Source organism: Lentilactobacillus curieae, assembly GCF_000785105.2.
Taxonomy (GTDB): Bacteria; Bacillota; Bacilli; order Lactobacillales; family Lactobacillaceae; genus Lentilactobacillus; species Lentilactobacillus curieae.
In genome coordinates this window covers 1675614-1693214 of the sequence record NZ_CP018906.1, presented here as the reverse complement: position 1 = coordinate 1693214, position 17601 = coordinate 1675614, and the positions used below count along the sequence as shown (strand labels likewise).

General features: G+C 38.1%; 17 protein-coding genes, 1 tRNA gene and 1 riboswitch. Of the genes, 5 read left to right on the top strand and 13 right to left on the bottom strand.

Going from position 1 to position 17601, the window contains the following annotated elements:
• Window positions 1-15: 15 nt before the first annotated feature.
• On the bottom strand, window positions 16-1206 hold the full coding sequence (metK, locus tag PL11_RS08190) for a methionine adenosyltransferase (RefSeq protein ID WP_035167421.1): 1191 nt from the start codon (window positions 1204-1206) through the stop codon (window positions 16-18).
• Window positions 1204-1285: riboswitch (SMK box riboswitch) on the bottom strand. It overlaps the preceding gene by 3 nt.
• 109 nt (window positions 1286-1394) lie before the next feature.
• Between metK and PL11_RS08185 the strand changes: the two genes are divergently transcribed.
• Entirely contained in the window at window positions 1395-2096 is a 702-nt protein-coding gene (locus PL11_RS08185; RefSeq protein ID WP_035167423.1) for a hypothetical protein, read from the top strand.
• A gap of 115 nt (window positions 2097-2211) precedes the next feature.
• Window positions 2212-2550: a hypothetical protein gene (locus PL11_RS08180; protein ID WP_035167425.1), complete on the top strand. Its 339-nt coding sequence runs from the start codon at window positions 2212-2214 to the stop codon at window positions 2548-2550.
• A gap of 33 nt (window positions 2551-2583) precedes the next feature.
• Here PL11_RS08180 and PL11_RS08175 read toward each other — a convergent pair whose 3' ends face one another.
• Together PL11_RS08175 and PL11_RS08170 are read right to left on the bottom strand one after the other, a co-directional pair.
• The gene (locus tag PL11_RS08175) at window positions 2584-3477 is read right to left on the bottom strand and encodes a magnesium transporter CorA family protein (protein ID WP_035167431.1); all 894 of its coding nucleotides are present in this window, start codon (window positions 3475-3477) and stop codon (window positions 2584-2586) included.
• A gap of 17 nt (window positions 3478-3494) precedes the next feature.
• On the bottom strand, window positions 3495-4844 hold the full coding sequence (locus tag PL11_RS08170; RefSeq protein WP_035167432.1) for an amino acid permease: 1350 nt from the start codon (window positions 4842-4844) through the stop codon (window positions 3495-3497).
• 312 nt (window positions 4845-5156) lie between these two features.
• On the opposite strand from PL11_RS08170, the gene PL11_RS08165 reads away from it, so the two are divergent.
• The gene (locus PL11_RS08165) at window positions 5157-5516 is read left to right on the top strand and encodes a hypothetical protein (protein WP_035167434.1); all 360 of its coding nucleotides are present in this window, start codon (window positions 5157-5159) and stop codon (window positions 5514-5516) included.
• 63 nt (window positions 5517-5579) lie between these two features.
• On the opposite strand, the gene PL11_RS08160 is transcribed toward PL11_RS08165, so the two are convergent.
• Complete coding sequence (locus tag PL11_RS08160) at window positions 5580-6035, bottom strand: MarR family winged helix-turn-helix transcriptional regulator (protein WP_418287655.1); 456 nt, start codon at window positions 6033-6035, stop codon at window positions 5580-5582.
• 170 nt (window positions 6036-6205) lie between these two features.
• On the opposite strand from PL11_RS08160, the gene PL11_RS08155 reads away from it, so the two are divergent.
• Window positions 6206-7060 carry a LicD family protein gene (locus PL11_RS08155; RefSeq protein WP_269466545.1) on the top strand — a complete coding sequence of 285 codons (855 nt, stop codon included), beginning with the start codon at window positions 6206-6208 and terminating at the stop codon, window positions 7058-7060.
• Between the two features lie 73 nt (window positions 7061-7133).
• On the top strand, window positions 7134-7442 hold the full coding sequence (locus PL11_RS08150; RefSeq protein ID WP_035167439.1) for a DUF960 family protein: 309 nt from the start codon (window positions 7134-7136) through the stop codon (window positions 7440-7442).
• Between the two features lie 104 nt (window positions 7443-7546).
• Here PL11_RS08150 and PL11_RS08145 read toward each other — a convergent pair whose 3' ends face one another.
• The 9 genes from PL11_RS08145 to PL11_RS08105 all read right to left on the bottom strand — a co-directional run bounded on the left by PL11_RS08145 (window position 7547) and on the right by PL11_RS08105 (window position 17601).
• Window positions 7547-8788, bottom strand: coding sequence for a peptidoglycan recognition protein family protein (locus PL11_RS08145; protein WP_078256953.1), 1242 nt, complete (start codon window positions 8786-8788; stop codon window positions 7547-7549).
• Between the two features lie 141 nt (window positions 8789-8929).
• Window positions 8930-9001: transfer RNA gene (locus tag PL11_RS08140), tRNA-Asn, on the bottom strand.
• An 87-nt stretch (window positions 9002-9088) separates the two neighbouring features.
• Entirely contained in the window at window positions 9089-9397 is a 309-nt protein-coding gene (locus tag PL11_RS08135; RefSeq protein WP_035167441.1) for a hypothetical protein, read from the bottom strand.
• A 207-nt stretch (window positions 9398-9604) separates the two neighbouring features.
• Entirely contained in the window at window positions 9605-10672 is a 1068-nt protein-coding gene (locus PL11_RS08130) for an ABC transporter ATP-binding protein (protein WP_035167443.1), read from the bottom strand.
• Between the two features lie 103 nt (window positions 10673-10775).
• Entirely contained in the window at window positions 10776-11432 is a 657-nt protein-coding gene (locus tag PL11_RS08125; protein WP_237047487.1) for a glucosaminidase domain-containing protein, read from the bottom strand.
• Window positions 11433-11576: 144 nt separating this feature from the next.
• The gene (locus tag PL11_RS08120) at window positions 11577-13082 is read right to left on the bottom strand and encodes a glucosaminidase domain-containing protein (RefSeq protein ID WP_052127790.1); all 1506 of its coding nucleotides are present in this window, start codon (window positions 13080-13082) and stop codon (window positions 11577-11579) included.
• 200 nt (window positions 13083-13282) lie between these two features.
• The gene (gene glmS, locus PL11_RS08115; protein ID WP_035167445.1) at window positions 13283-15100 is read right to left on the bottom strand and encodes a glutamine--fructose-6-phosphate transaminase (isomerizing); all 1818 of its coding nucleotides are present in this window, start codon (window positions 15098-15100) and stop codon (window positions 13283-13285) included.
• A 164-nt stretch (window positions 15101-15264) separates the two neighbouring features.
• On the bottom strand, window positions 15265-16611 hold the full coding sequence (gene glmM, locus PL11_RS08110; RefSeq protein WP_035167446.1) for a phosphoglucosamine mutase: 1347 nt from the start codon (window positions 16609-16611) through the stop codon (window positions 15265-15267).
• Between the two features lie 27 nt (window positions 16612-16638).
• Window positions 16639-17601 (bottom strand): CdaR family protein, encoded by a 963-nt coding sequence (locus PL11_RS08105; RefSeq protein ID WP_035167448.1) that lies wholly within the window; start codon window positions 17599-17601, stop codon window positions 16639-16641.

Sequence of the window (17601 nt, the reverse complement as noted above, 5' to 3'; positions counted from 1 at the left end):
TTGCTAAGTAGCTGTTTATAACTTGAAGTGGTCTTTTAACGCATTAACTTTATCAGTATGTTCCCAAGGTAGATCAACATCAGTTCTACCAAAGTGACCATAAGCAGCAGTTTGTTCATAAATTGGCCGATTAAGGTCAAGCATTTTGATTATTCCAGCAGGGCGTAAATCGAAAATTTCTCTAATTGCTGAAACCAATTGGTCTTCCGGAACTTTTGCAGTTCCAAAAGTATTAACAGAAATTGAAACGGGTTCAGCCACACCAATAGCATAGGCTAATTGGACTTCAATTTGTTCTGCGAGGCCAGCTGCAACAATATTCTTTGCAATATAACGTGATGCGTAACTAGCTGAACGATCAACTTTAGTGGCATCCTTACCTGAGAATGCACCGCCACCATGATGGGCATAACCACCGTAAGTATCGACGATAATCTTACGGCCAGTTAATCCAGCATCCCCTTGAGGGCCACCGATTACAAATCTACCAGTCGGATTAATGAAGTACTTAGTATTGTCATCAAGGTATTCTGCAGGGATTACTGGTTTAACAATGTGCTCCACAACATCTTTACGAATTTGATCTAGTTCAACACCATCATCGTGTTGGGTACTTAAGACGATTGTATCAACTCTTACAGGCTTATTATTATCATCATACTCAACCGTAACTTCAGCCTTAGCATCTGGGCCAAGGTATGACAATTCACCACTCTTACGCAACTCGGCTTGTCTGCGCATTAGTTTATGACTCAAAGAAATGGGAAGTGGCATTAACTCTGGTGTTTCGTTGATTGCATAACCAAACATTAATCCTTGGTCACCTGCACCGATTTGGTCAAGAGGATCGCTATCCCCTTCACGCGTTTCAAGTGCTTCGTCAACTCCTTGGGCAATGTCAGGTGATTGCTCATCAATTGCAACCATCACTGCACAAGTATCACCATCAAAGCCATACTTACCGCCTGTATATCCAATTCGTTTGATTGTCTCACGAACAACGTGCTGGATGTCTACGTATGCATTGGTTGAAATCTCACCAAATACTAACACCAACCCAGTTGTTACTGAGGTCTCACAAGCAACCCGTGAATTCGGGTCCTTCTCTAACAACGCATCCAAAATTGCATCACTGATTTGGTCAGCAATCTTATCTGGATGTCCTTCTGAAACTGATTCTGATGTAAACAGATGTCTTTCTTGCATCGTCTTTCCCCCATCGTTATTTTTTATGGTTACAAGGCTTCTCCACTGTCGTGGATCCTATCGGGAACTCATAACTATGTTATCCTATCACAATTTTTCAGGTAAAAAAACCCCGATTTGATTGTTTAATTGACCACCACACCAATTAATAATATGATTTTAGGTATGAAGTTTAAGGAAGTGAACCAATGAATTTAGACATTAAATCAATCTCGTACGAAGCCTTTAAGATACTAGGGCCTGTGCTTATCTGGTTCTTTTTTGCGGGCATTCCAGTTCACCAATATGTTTCAAACATTAATTTATTGACTCTTATTGGATTTGCTGTTTTCTATTCATTCATTATTAGCCAAATGTTCGTTGCTAAACCAAACTTGTTGATAGTGTTAGTTGTTGATATTGTGGCCATTTTATTGCTAATTAAGCTAGTCAGCTCTTTAGAGCTATTCAACACCATTCTAATTATTATTGGTCTGGTATTAGCTCACGCTCTCATGTTTACTGACCTCATTGACGAACCTCATTGTGCCTGGATTATTTACTCACTAATCAGTGGTACAGGAGTAGTCTTTGCCTTAATGATTGCCAGCAACCACTTTATTTCCATAATTGATTTAGTAACCCTTACGCTGCTGATATTTATGAATGCATTATTTGCATTCCCACTATTTTTAAGGCAACCACACTGGCCATTTACTTTAGCGATTGCAATAATCGCCATAATTTTTGCAATTAACATTATTCCTTCTGCCATGAGGATTGTCGGATTCATTGTCCTGACAGGACTTTTCCTATTCCTGCAATTTTCGATCAAAAGTAATAAGTACCAACAAAAAGCTGATATTGCCACTGCTTTGTCACTGCTTTGCGCCATCGTATTATTTGCGTAAAGTTTGAGCTTTTATTAAGCTTATTAAAGATTTCCAAATAATTGTTATTTCGCCACTCACAGACTTCTGAAGATGTTACAATTTTTGCTGTAATAAAGAAAGTGGTGACATACTAATGGACGTAAAAATCGTCGGGGACATTCGAAACGGTAAGTTTCAACCAACATTAACTGGAAATCCAATTGTTGACGATGCTCTAATCGATAATTTCTGCAAAAATTTAAAAAGTAAAATAACCGCAATCCATGACGTTAGTGTGTCGGTTGACCACTTCTTCAACCCTGATGCAAAAGAAAACTCAATTATTGTAATTGATGATAGTATTTCTAAGTATCTTGATAACGAAGTTAAGAAAAACAATAACCTGATTAACGTAAATCATACTGACATGCTTCATGGTAGTGTCGATAATATTGTTGTAAAACTAGCAGACTATTTAAATAAAGTTGTGTAAACAAAAAAGCTTGGCTAACGCCAAGCTTTTTGTTTACAATTTTTTATTTCTTTTTAAATACCAGATCATCAATCCCACCAAAACAAGCGTGATAACTAATGAGTAAGCCCACGCCCACTTACCACTAGCCAACGGCAAAAACATATTCATACCGTAAAAGCCAGACACAATTGGTGGAATTGCCAACACTAACGACCAGACTGTTAAAAATTGCATGGTCTGATTTAATCGATTATTGATTACATTTCCGAAGGTATCTTCAAACTCACTAACAACTGTACTGACAATCTCAAAACTATTCTGACATTGCCGATATTCAATCAGTAAATCAGTTACTGCTTGATGGTCTCTGGAAGTTTGCCCAGATTCAACCTGTTCATGATCAAGCAATTCCTTAAGCTGTTCAATTGCAATTAGATTGCCCGCACAAGCAGAACGTAAATATATCAACTTGCGTTTTAAGTCGGAAATCGCAGACAACCGTTTGTTCGTGACTTGATGGCCACGCATTTCTAGTCTTTCCGCATTTTCACTCATTTGATCAAGCAACTGAAGATAGTGGTCAACGATTCCTCTCAAAATGTCCATAATATGATTGGTTAGTCCGGACTCCTTTTTAGGAGCAGAGATAACCTCACGTTCTTGGGAATCATGGCAAACCGTTATCAGCGTTCCGTCACGAAACCCGATAAAAATTGGAACGGTCGTTGATTTTTGAGAAATATTAAATGGCAAGGCACGAACTACTAATGCGCCAAATTTATTCAACTCATCATAAGTGGCACGGGGTTGCTCACGCGTATCCATCATGTAGTCAAAGTATTTTTCAGGCAAATCGATTGCAGCCAATTCAGAGCGTAACTCTTGTGGCTGTGGTTCAACCACTTCAACCCAGTGATAACTTTTCATATCATGCACTTCAATCATCAACAATCCCCCAGACTTTACTTATGCTTCTTTACACTTAATTCATACACTAAGAATAGCAAACATACCGACCCAAGTGAAATGATCATCGGGATTCTTGTGGAGGCGTTTATCAGTAAGAACACCAAAACACCAACAAAGAATATTAAGGTAAAGTAGTCCGCTACTGGATAACCCGGCATTCTGAAGGTCTTTGCACCCTTTGGATGTTTGTGACGATATACTAAGTGAACAACAATCAAGATAACCCAAACGATTACAAAGTTAATCGTCGAAACACTAGACACGAGGTTAAACACCCCATCCGGCATAAAATAATTCAAAATAACAATTAACATTAATACTGCAGTTGAGACGTTCAGCGCTAAATTGGGCACTCCGTTTCTGGACAACCGAGTAACAAATGACGAAGCATTTCCACCCATTCCTAGAGCATACATCGTCCGACTGGTACTAAATAAGCAACTATTGGTTGCTGAAATGGCTGCTGTTAAAACCACAAAGTTAAGAATTCCAGCAGCACCCACGACCCCAATTCCAGAGAACACTTGAACAAAAGGACTAACGCTAGTGCTGATGTGATTCCATGGGTAAACACTCATTACAGCAATCATTGAACCAACATAAAACAACCCAATTCTAATTGGGAGACTGTTAATGGCCTTGGGTAAATTTTCTTCTGGGTTATCAGTTTCTCCAGCAGTCATTCCGACCATTTCAATTCCAACGAAAGCAAATACTACCATTTGAAACGAAAGTAAAAATCCACTGATTCCAGTTGGGAAAAAGCCACCATGATCAAACAAGTTGTTAAAACCAGCAGTTGAACCTGCTACTTTAAACCTAAAGATTGCTAAGAACAAACCAACGGCAACCAGTAGAATAATTGCAACGACCTTGATCATTGAGAACCAAGTTTCTAGTTCACCAAAAAGTTTTACATTAACTTTATTGGCCAAAAACAGAACTAACAGAATCACCAGAGGAGGAATCCATTGGGGAATATTGGGAAACCAGTATTTAACATAAATCCCAGTGGCTGTTAAATCAGCCATTGCTAAACTTATCCAACAGAACCAATATGTCCAACCAGTAACGAATTCGAAGCGATCACCTAAATATTCTTTTACAAAGTCTAAAAAAGAATGTTTTGTTTGATCTGATAGTAGCAACTCTCCAATTGCTCTCATTAACAAGAAACAGAATCCACCGACAATCAGGTATGACAATATAATTGATGGACCTGATAAGTGAATTGCACTCGAAGAGCCTAAAAATAGCCCTGTTCCAATTGCCCCACCGATTGCAATCATCTGAATATGCCGACTCTTTAAAGATCTTGACAGTACCTTATTCTCTTTCTCCATTATAAAATCCTCCAAATCAAATAAAAAAACGCCCCTAGTACTCCGTCGAGTACCAGGGGCGTTTTAAACGCGGTTCCACCCATTTTTTACAATAATTATTGCCTTTTAAGTTGCGGTTAACGGACGCCCCGATAGTAATGCCATTTTTAGCTTCGGCTCTCAGCGAACGCCGAATCTCTGTTTACCATGTGACAAACATTATAAATATACACATTCCAGTTTGTCAAGTTCTCAATTAATCCATTTGCTTTGCAAAAACCAAATAGATAGTGTTAAATTGGATTATGAGCTTTTAACACTGGAGGCAAAACAATGAGTACTAAAAAACCGGTCTTTAATGAACAGCAATGGCGAACTGCTCAAGAAGCTGTTGCTGAAGAATACGAAAATTATCTTGAGGAATTAAGAAGTAACGGAGTCGATTACACGATTAAAAATGCCCGGAAACTTTTAATCTATCAAGATCTACTAATGGAGTGGAAGCATAAATTACCAACAGTCATCTCCGACTTAGAAGATAACCCGTTTGCCTTATCAGTTTTTGACGATTTGAAGAAAAAACGCGGTAGTCAACTACTCCAACGCGGTTACGATCACATTGCTAATTGGCCAGACTTTAATCCAACCCCACTTACTCTGTGGCTGGAATTAGAAGAGGACGTCAGTATCTAATTTGTACATACAAAAAGCCAAGTAACGAAGCAATACTTGGCTTTTTATGATTATCAATTTTAGTTAATCTTCTGGTGGAAAGTTGGTCATTTCATTTGAAGAAAAATCTTTGATGAAACCAATAATCTCCCGAGCTTTATCTTCACCATAATTTGAAATCCAGTGGTCAAAACGTTTTGTGGTCAATTCATACACTTTTTGTTCAACATCTTTTCCAGCTGGTGTCAGGTGCAAATAAAGTCTCCGGCGGTCACTTTCAGCAGGCTTCTGGTAAATATAGTCATGCTGAAGCAATACCTTAATTTGCCTTGAGATTGCACTTCTAGTAACCTTACGCTCTGCCGCAATATCCATTAGCGAAACGTTCTCTTGATCTGCAATCGTGTGTAAAATTAAGTATTGTTCGAATGATAAACCATATTTAACAGCCGGCTCAGATACAAAACTATCTAAATATTTTAGTGACGATAAATAGACGTCAATTGCTTCCTTCAAAAGTTGGTCGTTTGTGTTGCTCATTCGAATCACCATTCCTGTCATTTTTGTGTAAGTTAACTATTAATACCCTTAATCTATTATATTACCAAAGGAACATGGTTACAATGATTAGAAACCACATGTATCCTATCAAATCTACTTAGTAATAAAAAGCAGCATCTTTAATCACATAATATATAATATATACGAAAATGGATTCTAAAATCAACTTAAAGGTGAAAACTATGCCCGAATTAACAAAATTAATTCAAAAAGTCGAGCTTGACAGCTACCACTTTCTTAAAGACTTTTTGGTAGAAAACAATTTAAAATACTTGGCTCTTGGAGGAACCCTGTTGGGGGCAATTCGTCATCATGGGTTTATTCCATGGGATGATGACATGGACATTGGTATGCCGAGAGAGGACTACGAAAAGTTTTTGGTATTAGCAAAAGAACAATTTGTAGATACCAAGTACTTCTTCCAGAACCCTTTCTCCGATCCTAATTACGCCCTAAGTTATGGCAAACTTCTGAATCGAAACACCTACATTGAAGAAAAAAATAACTACAACGATGCCAAAAAAGGAGTTTTTATCGATATTTTTCCGATTGATATAATTCCAAATTCTGCCGAGAAGCAGAGGCAACAGTATCTAAACATCAAGCGGTTAGACAGCAGATTATATCTTAGATTACGTTATAATTTTATCGATAACCCAATTAAACGATTCTATTCGCCATTGAATGATCAGCAGTTATCGGCTGCACGAGACTTTAAAATTCAACGTGAAAATATCATGCGAGAATATGAGGATAGCGAAAATCTGTCGCTGTTTAAAAATCTTGCATCTCAATACGATTACGAGGCCGAGATTTTTTCCGATGAGCAATTTGATAATATTATCGAAGTCCCATTTGAAAACACGACAATCCCAGTATTCGCCGATTACGATAAAATTTTGAAGAATATTTATGGGGATTATATGAGTCTTCCACCCGAAAATCAACAAACTTCAAAACACATTAACCGGTTAATTATGGATAACCAAGAGTTCACGCAGTAATCACTTCTGCTTGCATTGCACCAGTATTTTTGGTAGTTTGAAATTAATAAGAATTTGACTGTGAGGTGGTATTATGTTTGATCGCACGCAAGCTAGATTTGCTAGCTATAATATTGTTTCCAAAATGCCAGACCAGACAATTGATAATGTTTGGTTTATCATTGATAACGATCTTCAAGGGATCTTTCCATTATCAAACTTGGTAACCTTTAACCTAGTGAACAACGATGGCAACCTTTCGTATGACTTCTTACAAGACAATGAACTGGTTGCAACCTTTGATTCACCGTACCCTTACAGTACCGACTATCCTCAATCAATTGTTGTGTATGACAGTGGCGAACAGCAATTGATTGCCGTTCCTTCTGAAATCAATCTTTAATGATTGCCAGAAGACAAGAGAATCGGACATAAGTAGGAGCGCATAAAAAAACAGTGATGCTTTCATTTCTGAAATTGTCACTGTTTTTTAGTTTATCTAGAAAATCACAATGCTTGCTCACAAACCCAAACATTCTTGCCGTTAACATTGATTCGGTACCAAGTAGTTTGTCCAGTTGAATGAGTTTTAATCCCAACCTTATTCACCTTAAAAGACTGGTTTAAAATGTTACTAGTATTTCCTGCTACTGTTGATAAGTACTTGGTATTATACACGTGATTTCTCAATGAGTATTTCCCATTTTTTATGGTAATCGTTTTGTTACTGTCAGAAAAACTTATTGGGTTAAAACTCAGTGCCTTTGAGTAAACCCAGTACTTTTTGGTAGTGTTTTTTGCAAATCTGATTCGATACCAGGTAGATCCTTTAGATGTTACTGCACGCGAGTCAACATAAACTGTTTTCCCGACAAACGCAGGTTGTGAACTAAAGCTATATTTAGCTTCCTGCCTTGAAGTTCCCTTAACATGATTGTAAAGCTTGTACCTGCTGTACGTTGCACTTAATTTAGCCGTCTCATTTCCCTGACCCTTGTAATACTTAACTGCTGGCTTGGTGGCCGTAGTATTCTTTGGCGTCGCTGTAGTGTTACTTGTTGGCTGTGAGGTAACAGCACTGGAGCCTCCATAGTAGTACTTAACCAATGAGTAAAAATCGTTCATCGTGTATGGTTCTCCAAAGTACTTTGAGCCATTGCTAGCATAGTAACCGTCTGGATCGCCATGGTCAGTTCCACCAAGAAATGTTGAGACTGCCTTATGAGACCAAACAGTTCCCTTACCGTCATTAACAGCATTGTCCAGAGGCAAGTTATATTGTTTCAACATACTAGCAGTATAATTAGCTGCATTATTAACTTCTTTAGCGAACGCGGACTTACTATGAACCTCAACCTGTTCAAATTGAATAAATCGGCCGTTTCCAGGGTACCCACAACCCCAAGCGAGGTAATTAGTATTGGCAATATTAATCACGCGTGAGGCATCAATAAATGTGTGTACAAAAGCATTTTGATAATTGCTCTTCATGTAGCTAATTTCGCCATATATTGTTGAATTTGGATTTGCAGTCTCGTGAACCACAACCCCATTAGGTTTGCCAGTTGTGTAATTGTTTTTGGGAAAGCCACTCCAAATGGCACTAGTAGTTTTTACTGGTTGTAGGTTATTATCCATAATGTAAGAATTTACAGCTGAATCAGCGTTTACCTGTATTCCAATACATAAAGCAGATAAACAGCCAACAGCAAGTCCACACAAGCTTTTTTTAATCGAGTTTTTAGTCAAAATAAATCCCCCTAAATGTTCGTTTTAACCTCTCGAAACCGTAACTGTATATTACCATATTCACAAGTCGATGTGAAAAATAGTAAATGGTTATTTTAGCAATAAAAAAGGCGTTAGGAATTATCCTAACGCCTTATAATACTGCTCCGGCTGGGCTCGAACCAGCGACCTCTTGATTAACAGTCAATTATTCTACCACTGAACTACGGAGCAATAATCTAGCTGTAAAAGCCATGATATATTTATACCATATAATTAAATTCTGTGCAACAAAATTTTAATGATGTGCTAATCATAAAATCATCCAATGTGATTTTCTTTTAGAATGACCGAGATTTCTTTGTTCATTTCGTCAGTCTTAGTCCACTCTTCAAAGTGATCCATGTCCTCGTCTGGCATGGTAAAGTTCTCATTAATATACTGTTCATATTTAGCAACGTGGGCAGAATGAGGAATATTTAGTTGTAATATCCTAACTTCCTTGATAAATCCCCGTTCGGCAGCAAGCTCTGCTCTACCATTCTGAACCATATTACTAATCTCTATGTACTTGGTACCATCATTACGAGTAATTTCCTCGATCAATGTCAATTCCTCATTGCTTTTCATATATCTGCACTCCTCTTTAGTAGACCAGAACCATTATACAAAAAATAACCAGCGGGATAAAGTCCACTGGTTACAGAGAGAAAGAGAATTGATTTAGAAGGTATCAATTTAGTACCCATAATTAATATACGCATTTTTGTAAGCGCTGTCAATGCATTCCAATAAAAATACTTCAAAATTCATTGCAAATTTTGAAGTATTTATTTTTTACGGAATGTGGAGCGTATGGGTAGGATTAAACAGCAATTGCGGATTAGCAAATACATGTTCCAAAGAATACCCAGAAACATTAACTAGGCAGAAAAAGACTAACGCGATTAATACTACCCACGTCAAAATCTGATTGAATACAGACATCTTCTCTGAAATAACAGACCCATAAAATAATTTATGGACTTTTGATGGGATAGACTTATCATTAGGATTTTCTTGTTGATGTTGTTCAGTAACTTCCTGCTCATACTTTTTGATGCTAAAGTTCTTCTGAACATTCTTACGTTCCTTTTGAAAGGCTTTCTTTTCTTTTTTGCTCAGTTCTTTAAACCATTGGGTAAACTCATGATATTTATCGGCAACTTCTTTAGTTGGTCCAACCATCTTTAGTTCACCATAGTTAATCCAAGCAACTCGGTCACAAAGCATTCTGATTTGTTTGAGTGAATGACTAACGAAGATAATGGTCTTACCTTCTTTTTTGAAATCGGTAATTTTGTCCACACATTTTTGGTAAAATGTATCATCACCAACAGATAATGCTTCATCAATAATCAAAATATCGGGGTCAATATGAACAGCAATTGCAAACCCTAGCCGTGAACGCATACCACTTGAATAGCTTTTAACCGGTTGGTCAACAAAATCACCAATATCGGCAAACGAGATGATGTCAGGCATCATTTCATCAATTTGCTCATTGGTCATACCTTGCATTAACGACTTAAGACGAATGTTTTCCCTACCAGTTAGTTTATTTCTAAGCCCGGCACGGATTGCAACGATTGAAGTATCACCCTTGACGTCAACACGACCAGTTGTTTGGGGGATAATTCCAGAAATGATGTTAGAAAGCGTTGACTTTCCTGAACCATTAACCCCGATCAACCCCATCGTTTCTCCAGGCTTGATCGTCAATGTAACGCCCATCAATGACCAGAAATGTGGTACTCGGCGCTTATTTTTTAAAGAAAAGAACGATCTAAGTTTTTCTGATTGAGTCTTGAAAAGATCGTACTCCTTAGTTACATTTTCTACTTTAACTTTATAATCTTCTACCATTTTAATTCTCCTATTGAGAAATCAATATTAACTGCTATATTATATCAAAATTTTCCAAAAAAAGAAGGCCCGCTTGGTTACTTATGCGAACCTTAACTTCCACCTACTTTTGAATTGCATGCTCAATTGGCAAATTAATTCTAGTTGCTTGCTTACTGTGTTTCGTTTGAAACACATGTTGGGAAGCAATCTCAATTTTTCGGTTGGTGATTTTTGATGGGACTGTTTCTTCAGAAGTTTGAGCAACTGGTTTAGGCTTACTCATCTGCTGTTTAATTTCTGCAGCAATTTTGTCGTTGATGTTCGTTGAGCTTGGACTTGTGTCTAGCTTCTCCAAGTGATACGTATTAATAAGGTGATTAAGCTTATCACCATACTCCATATCAGTAGCATACGTTGACGACAATGCCATTGCAGCATCGCTCGCACTCAAAGAGTTAGTTGTCCAAGTTCCCGAATAAAGTTGGGGGTCATCATCCGTTCCATTTCTGAGTATCCGGGCGTTGTCTTCAATCGATTCCAATAAAGTTGGATATTTTTTGAAGACCGCACTAGTAGATACGGTCTTGCCCTTCTCTGTCATTTCTTGCGTATTCATTGTAACTGATTGGCCATCATAACTACCTTTAATTCCAAAGTAGTTGTTACCTTGAGTTGCAAGTTCAGATTGCCCACAATCACTTTCTAACATGGCTTGAGCCATCATTACTGATGCATATAAGTGGTTTTCACGACTAACTTTAATAATCGGAGCCTTCATTTGATTAATAAAATCTGTTTGAACAGACGCACTGACACTAAGTTTGCCAAAACAAAATAACGAAATTAGGGCACAAAAGGCCACTACAAACTTGCCCCAAAATTTATGACACATAATGATTCATATACCTCCCGATTGACCTCATCAGTTAAGCATACTCCCCAAAACCCAATATTGCTTACCGTTTTTAGGTGCTACTATTCTGTACCAAATATCGGTATAGCCTGTTGTATAGCCAACCATATTTGAAGTCAACTTTGTTTTACTTGTAATGCCTAAAGATTTTAGTGTGGACTTTTTTGCCCCACTATTAGTAGGTACGCGATTATATGCGTATCCATTTTTTGCTGAAGACAATAATTTCTTTGTTGCCTTTAATTTAACATAAACTGTCTTCGGTGTGTATGAATTTATTGAGGTCGACTTAATCCAACCACGTTTTCCATTGAATTTAATTCGATACCACAGTTCACCATTACTCCCGTTGTCTTTAATTGCTTCACCATCAACGGGATACTTAAAATTTGAGTTTAACGAGCTGGCCTTACTCACTGATTTAGATAACTGATCAGTTCCATACACGTGGTTATAAATCTTAGCTTTAGACTTTGTATTGACAGTCACACTACCACTGCTCTTACTATAAAAAGCTTGTGGAAAATTAAGTGTTGGTGCATAAACCCAAAACTTCTGTGATTTGGCATTCTTGTAAAACCTGATTCGATACCATTGAGTATTGCTTCCAGATTTAGTACCCTTCATGTCAACGTAAACCCAAACAGGTTTAGTAATTCCAAGTGATCTGAACTTATACTTTTTCTCGTTCTTGTTAGCACCCTTAACGTGATTATATGCGTAATACTTGTTAAACGTTGCTGACAATTGCACTAATTGGTTTGGGTCTCCCTTAGTGTACTTCACCTTAGCAAGTGGTTTACTATCTTCAGCAACATTGGGCTGAGTAGTTTCCAACAACTCGGTATCAGAATCGTTGTTATTGGTAGACGAACTATTTGACGAAGATGATGATGAACCCGGAGTGGATGCAGAATTGGAGCCACTTCCGTCTTCATTGAATACCTGATCCAAATTATATTGTTGAATCAAAGAAATCAATGCAGTTCCGTAATTTGGTGCCGTTGCATACTTTCCCGTTAATGCATTGGCAGCATCTTGGTATGTAGATGCATTTTCTTTCCACGAGCCGGAATAATAAGATGGATTCCAACTAGTACCATTTCTTAAAGTTGACCCGTTATCAGCAAAAGAATCGTATGCAGTCGGGTATTTTTTAAAGTTTGCAGTTACATTTTGAATTTGACCATTTTGGTCATACTCTGTAGTTGGCATTGACACTGATTGTCCGTTAAACGCTCCTTTAATCCCAAAGAAGTTGTTTGCCTGCTTAGTGAGTTGACTTTGCCCCCAAGCACTCTCAAGTGCTGCTTGCGCCATCATGACCGATCCATAGAGCTTATATTTGCTAGATGCTTTTTGAACATCACCCTTGTACTCACTGATAAAGGTTGCTGATTGAGTATTACCTGAAGATGCAGCATGGACGGCAACACCTGAGCCAACAATCCCCCCAAAAGCTAACATCATGGTACAGCTTAGCACTGATAAGTTTTTAACTATCCCTGATTTCACTAGATTCACCCCTTAAATATGGAAAAACTATCTAGGTCAATACTATTAGAAATTTGAGGAAAACTAAAGAATTTACTGCTCATTTTTCGAATCCTAAACAAAAGTTATCAGATTCTTAAGGAATAAGTTACACCAAACAAAAAAAGGATCCCCGCCAGGAGAATCCTTTAAAATTTTAAATCTTAGTGAATCGATTCAAACTATTCTACAGTGACACTCTTTGCCAAGTTTCTTGGACGATCAACATCGAGGCCCTTATTCAAACTAGTATAGTATGCCAAAAGTTGAGCAGGTACAACACTCAATAATGGAGTAATCATTTCATCGATATCAGGAATGATGATTGTATCATCGTCCTTCTTCAAACCGTTTCTTGCAATTGTAAGTGTTTGAGCACCACGTGACAAAGTCTCTTGCAAGTTTGATCTAGTCAAACCGGCGGTCTTAGCTTGAGTGATGATTCCAACAACTGGAGTTCCCTCTTCAATCAGCGCAATGGTTCCGTGTTTAAGCTCACCTGAAGCAAATCCTTCTGCTTGAACATAAGAGATTTCTTTAAGCTTCAAAGCTGATTCAAGAGAAACAGTTTGATCAATTCCACGGCCGATATAGAATGCTCTAGTTGCATTAACAAAGTATTCTTTAGCCAAATCTTCAATCGTTTCTTTTTCATCGATAATCGCTTGCATTCCAGTAGCTGCTAATCCAAGTTGTTGACGAACATCAAAGTCTTCGGCAGTAACTTGTTCCTTAGCCATACCAACTGCCTTTGCTAAGATTGCTTCAACAGCAATTTGAGCAGTGTAAGCTTTGGTAGATGCTACTGAAATTTCTGGACCCGCATGAAGTAACAGTGTGTAATTTGCTTCACGTGAAAGGGTTGAGTTAGCCACATTAGTGATGGTTAAGCTCTTGAATCCTCGCGCATTAACGTTAACCAAAACTTCACGACTATCAGCGGTCTCTCCACTTTGTGATAGGAAAATGAAGAATGGGTTTTTAGTCAACAATGGATCATCATAAGCAAATTCTGAGGCAACGTGAACTTCAGTTGGAATGTGAGTTAGTTTTTCAAACATCTTCTTACCAACTAGACCAGCATGGTAACTAGTACCAGCACCAACAATGTGAATCCGATCAGCGCTCTTGATTGCGTCAACTAATTCGGGATCTAAAGTATCTTTACCACTCTCATCAGTATAAGTTGAAGCCAACTTACGCATAACGTTTGGTTGTTCATCAACTTCCTTAAGCATGTAGTATGGGTAAGGTCCCTTGTCAGTCTCTTCTGCATCCATATCAAGATGGAATGTATCGCGTTCAACTTTATTACCGTTTTGGTCTTCAATCAAGATTTCGTCAGGTTTAATGGTAACAACCTCGCCATCATGAAGTTCCAAAAAGTCGTGAGTTTCTTTCAACATTGCAACTGCATCTGAGCAGACCACGTTAAAACCATCGCCAACACCAATCAATAATGGGCTCTTATTCTTAGCTACATACAATGTATCTGGGTCTTCACTATCGACCAATAAGAAACCATATGATGAACCTTCAAGTAATGACAAAGTCTTGGTGAAAGCATCCTTAGTTGAAAGGTTCTCAGTTCTAACAAATTTATCTAGAAGTTGAACAACCACTTCAGTATCAGTTTGACTTTCAAAAGTAGTGTCACTTAAGTATTGTGACTTTAATTCTTTAAAGTTTTCAATCACACCGTTGTGTACTAAGTAAAAACGGTGGTCTTCTGAAAATTGAGGGTGAGCGTTAGCAACACTAACAACTCCATGAGTTGCCCAACGAGTGTGACCGATTCCGGCAACACCGTGAACATCGGGGGTAACCGCAGCCTTAAGGTCACTGATTCTGCCCTTTTCTTTAACTAGGTAATCATTCCCCTTTAAATCATTTACATAAATTCCTGCTGAGTCATAACCACGGTACTCAAGCTTTTGTAACCCTTCTAACAGAATTGAAACAGCATTATCGTTTCCCGTTACTCCTACAATTCCACACATATCATATTCTCCTAATCATTTTTAAAATTGGTATATACAAAATAGTATCGTATATATTCAAACAACACGTTAAATTTACAGGAGTTTACGTAAAATGTCAATAACTTACACTGAATGGTATAGTTGTTCCATCAAAATAAAAAAGATCCCCAAAGGGACCCTTTTTAAATACCTAATTCTGATTTAACAACGTCAGCAATTTCATTAGTATATTTCTCAACCAATGCCTTGGTTGGAGCCTCAGTCATAACTCGCAGTAGCGGTTCAGTTCCACTAGGACGAACTAACACGCGACCATTGCCATTCATTTCATCTTCAACTTGAGCAATTGCTTGCTTAACCTTTTCGTTTTCTAATGCCCGTTTCTTGTCTTGAACTTTAACGTTGATTAATTTTTGAGGATACTTAGTAACTTCATCCGCCAATTCTGAAAGTTTTTTACCAGTTACCTTCATTACAGTAAGAAGTTGTAAACTAGTCAACATTCCATCACCTGTGGTATTGAAATCAAGGAAGACAATATGACCTGATTGTTCACCACCAAGATTATAACCATTAGCGTTCATTTCTTCAACAACGTAACGGTCACCAACCTTTGTCTTAACACTTGTTAGGCCATTACGTTCCATTGCCTTGTACATCCCCAAATTACTCATAACGGTGGTTACGATTGTGTTCTTTTTCAATCTACCCCGCTCTGCCATGAATTTACCACAGATATACATAATCTTGTCACCATCAACAATGTGACCATTTTCATCGACAGCAATACAACGATCACCATCGCCATCAAAGGCAAGCCCCACTTGGCCATCCTTTTCCACAACAAACTTTTGTAGTTGTTCTGGATGCGTTGATCCGACCTCGTCGTTAATGTTCAAACCATTGGGGTTAGTAGCCATGGTTTCAAAATCAATTCCTAAATCGGCGTACAAACTTGTAACCAGTTTACTGGTAGCCCCGTTTGCAGAGTCAACACAAACTTTCATTCCAGTTAAATCATCAGAAATCGTCTGTTCAAGGAAGTGAATGTACTTTTGACTTCCTTCCATATAATCACCAGCAACCCCTAATCCTTGAGCTGAAGGACGAGGAAGAATATCTTCATCTTTTTCTAAAATGGCTTCAATTTCTTCTTCCATATCATCTGACAACTTGTATCCGTCTGAGCCAAAGAACTTGATTCCATTATATTCAACCGGATTGTGTGATGCGGTAATCATAACTCCCGCATCTGCCTCCTGGTTTCTAACCAAGTAAGCAACACCCGGTGTAGTGATAATTCCGAGGTTAAGCACCTCAATTCCAACTGATAGCAATCCTGCAATCAGCGCTTCTTCCAACATTTGTCCAGAAATTCTGGTGTCTCTGGCAACAAGCACTTGAGGTTGATCACGTTTCGAATGATGAGTCAGAACATATCCACCTGCTCGACCACACTTAAATGCTAATTCGGGGGTAAGCTCAGAATTGGCAACTCCCCGTACACCATCAGTTCCAAAATACTTCATCAGTAATTCCTCATTTCAAATTTTCAATTATTTTCTTGTAATCTTTACCGGAATCTTTTCAGGATCAAACCCTTCAACCCCATTGAGTTTTGGATCTAAAACAATTTGTTTAGTTTTAGAATCCGATACGTCACTAGTATCAACTTCCACTTCAACTCGTTTCAAGTCACTCAACTGTTTCTTAGTTCCAAAAACCTTGATTCGTTTGACTGTCGTCGATAGATCAAATTGATCAGTTTGGTTTTCAATTCCCTTACTCTTTAAACTCACCGGAACCTCTTTACTATTACCAGGAGTAATCGGTAAGTTTACGTCAGCAGTTGCTGGCGTGATAACCACGTTAACCGTATTGCCCTTTTTATCTAGTGCTTCAATAATGGCCTGACTGTTAATCGAAGTCTTGGCATTTTGAGGAACATTAAGTTGGGCAACAACTCGATCAATCTTATTAATTTTGTCAGAAGCACCAGTAATCTTAACATTTTTAACATCTGCACTAGCATTTCCAACCTGGTATCCAGCAGCGATGTTGTTCTTTGAATACTTCACTTCAAGCGGATAAGTAACAGTCTTTCTAGGTTGAATATCAACAGTGATTGTTTCGGGTTCGAATTCATACTTCAATTCGCTATTAAGACCTTCCTGTTGGATTCGCACTTTATGTTTACCAACAGATAGTTTTGATAAATCGGCAAATGCTTTGAAGTTCTGAGTGTTTGCTGTGGTAGTCACCAAAGCCGATGGGCCAGTGAGGTGAATCTTAACCTTTTCTGGATACCCATTAACAAAGAACCGGTTACTGTTAACGGTAAGGGATAATGGGACAGAAAATGTTTCAGACTTGTTCGATGAAAGTTGGGTAATCTTATTACTAGTTGAGTTTGGCGAAGATGTCCCACTCGGGGTTCCTTGAACGAAGACAAACAAAACTATCGTAAAGAACAATGCCATTAATCTAGAGGTCCAGTTACTAAATAAAAGTTTCTTCAT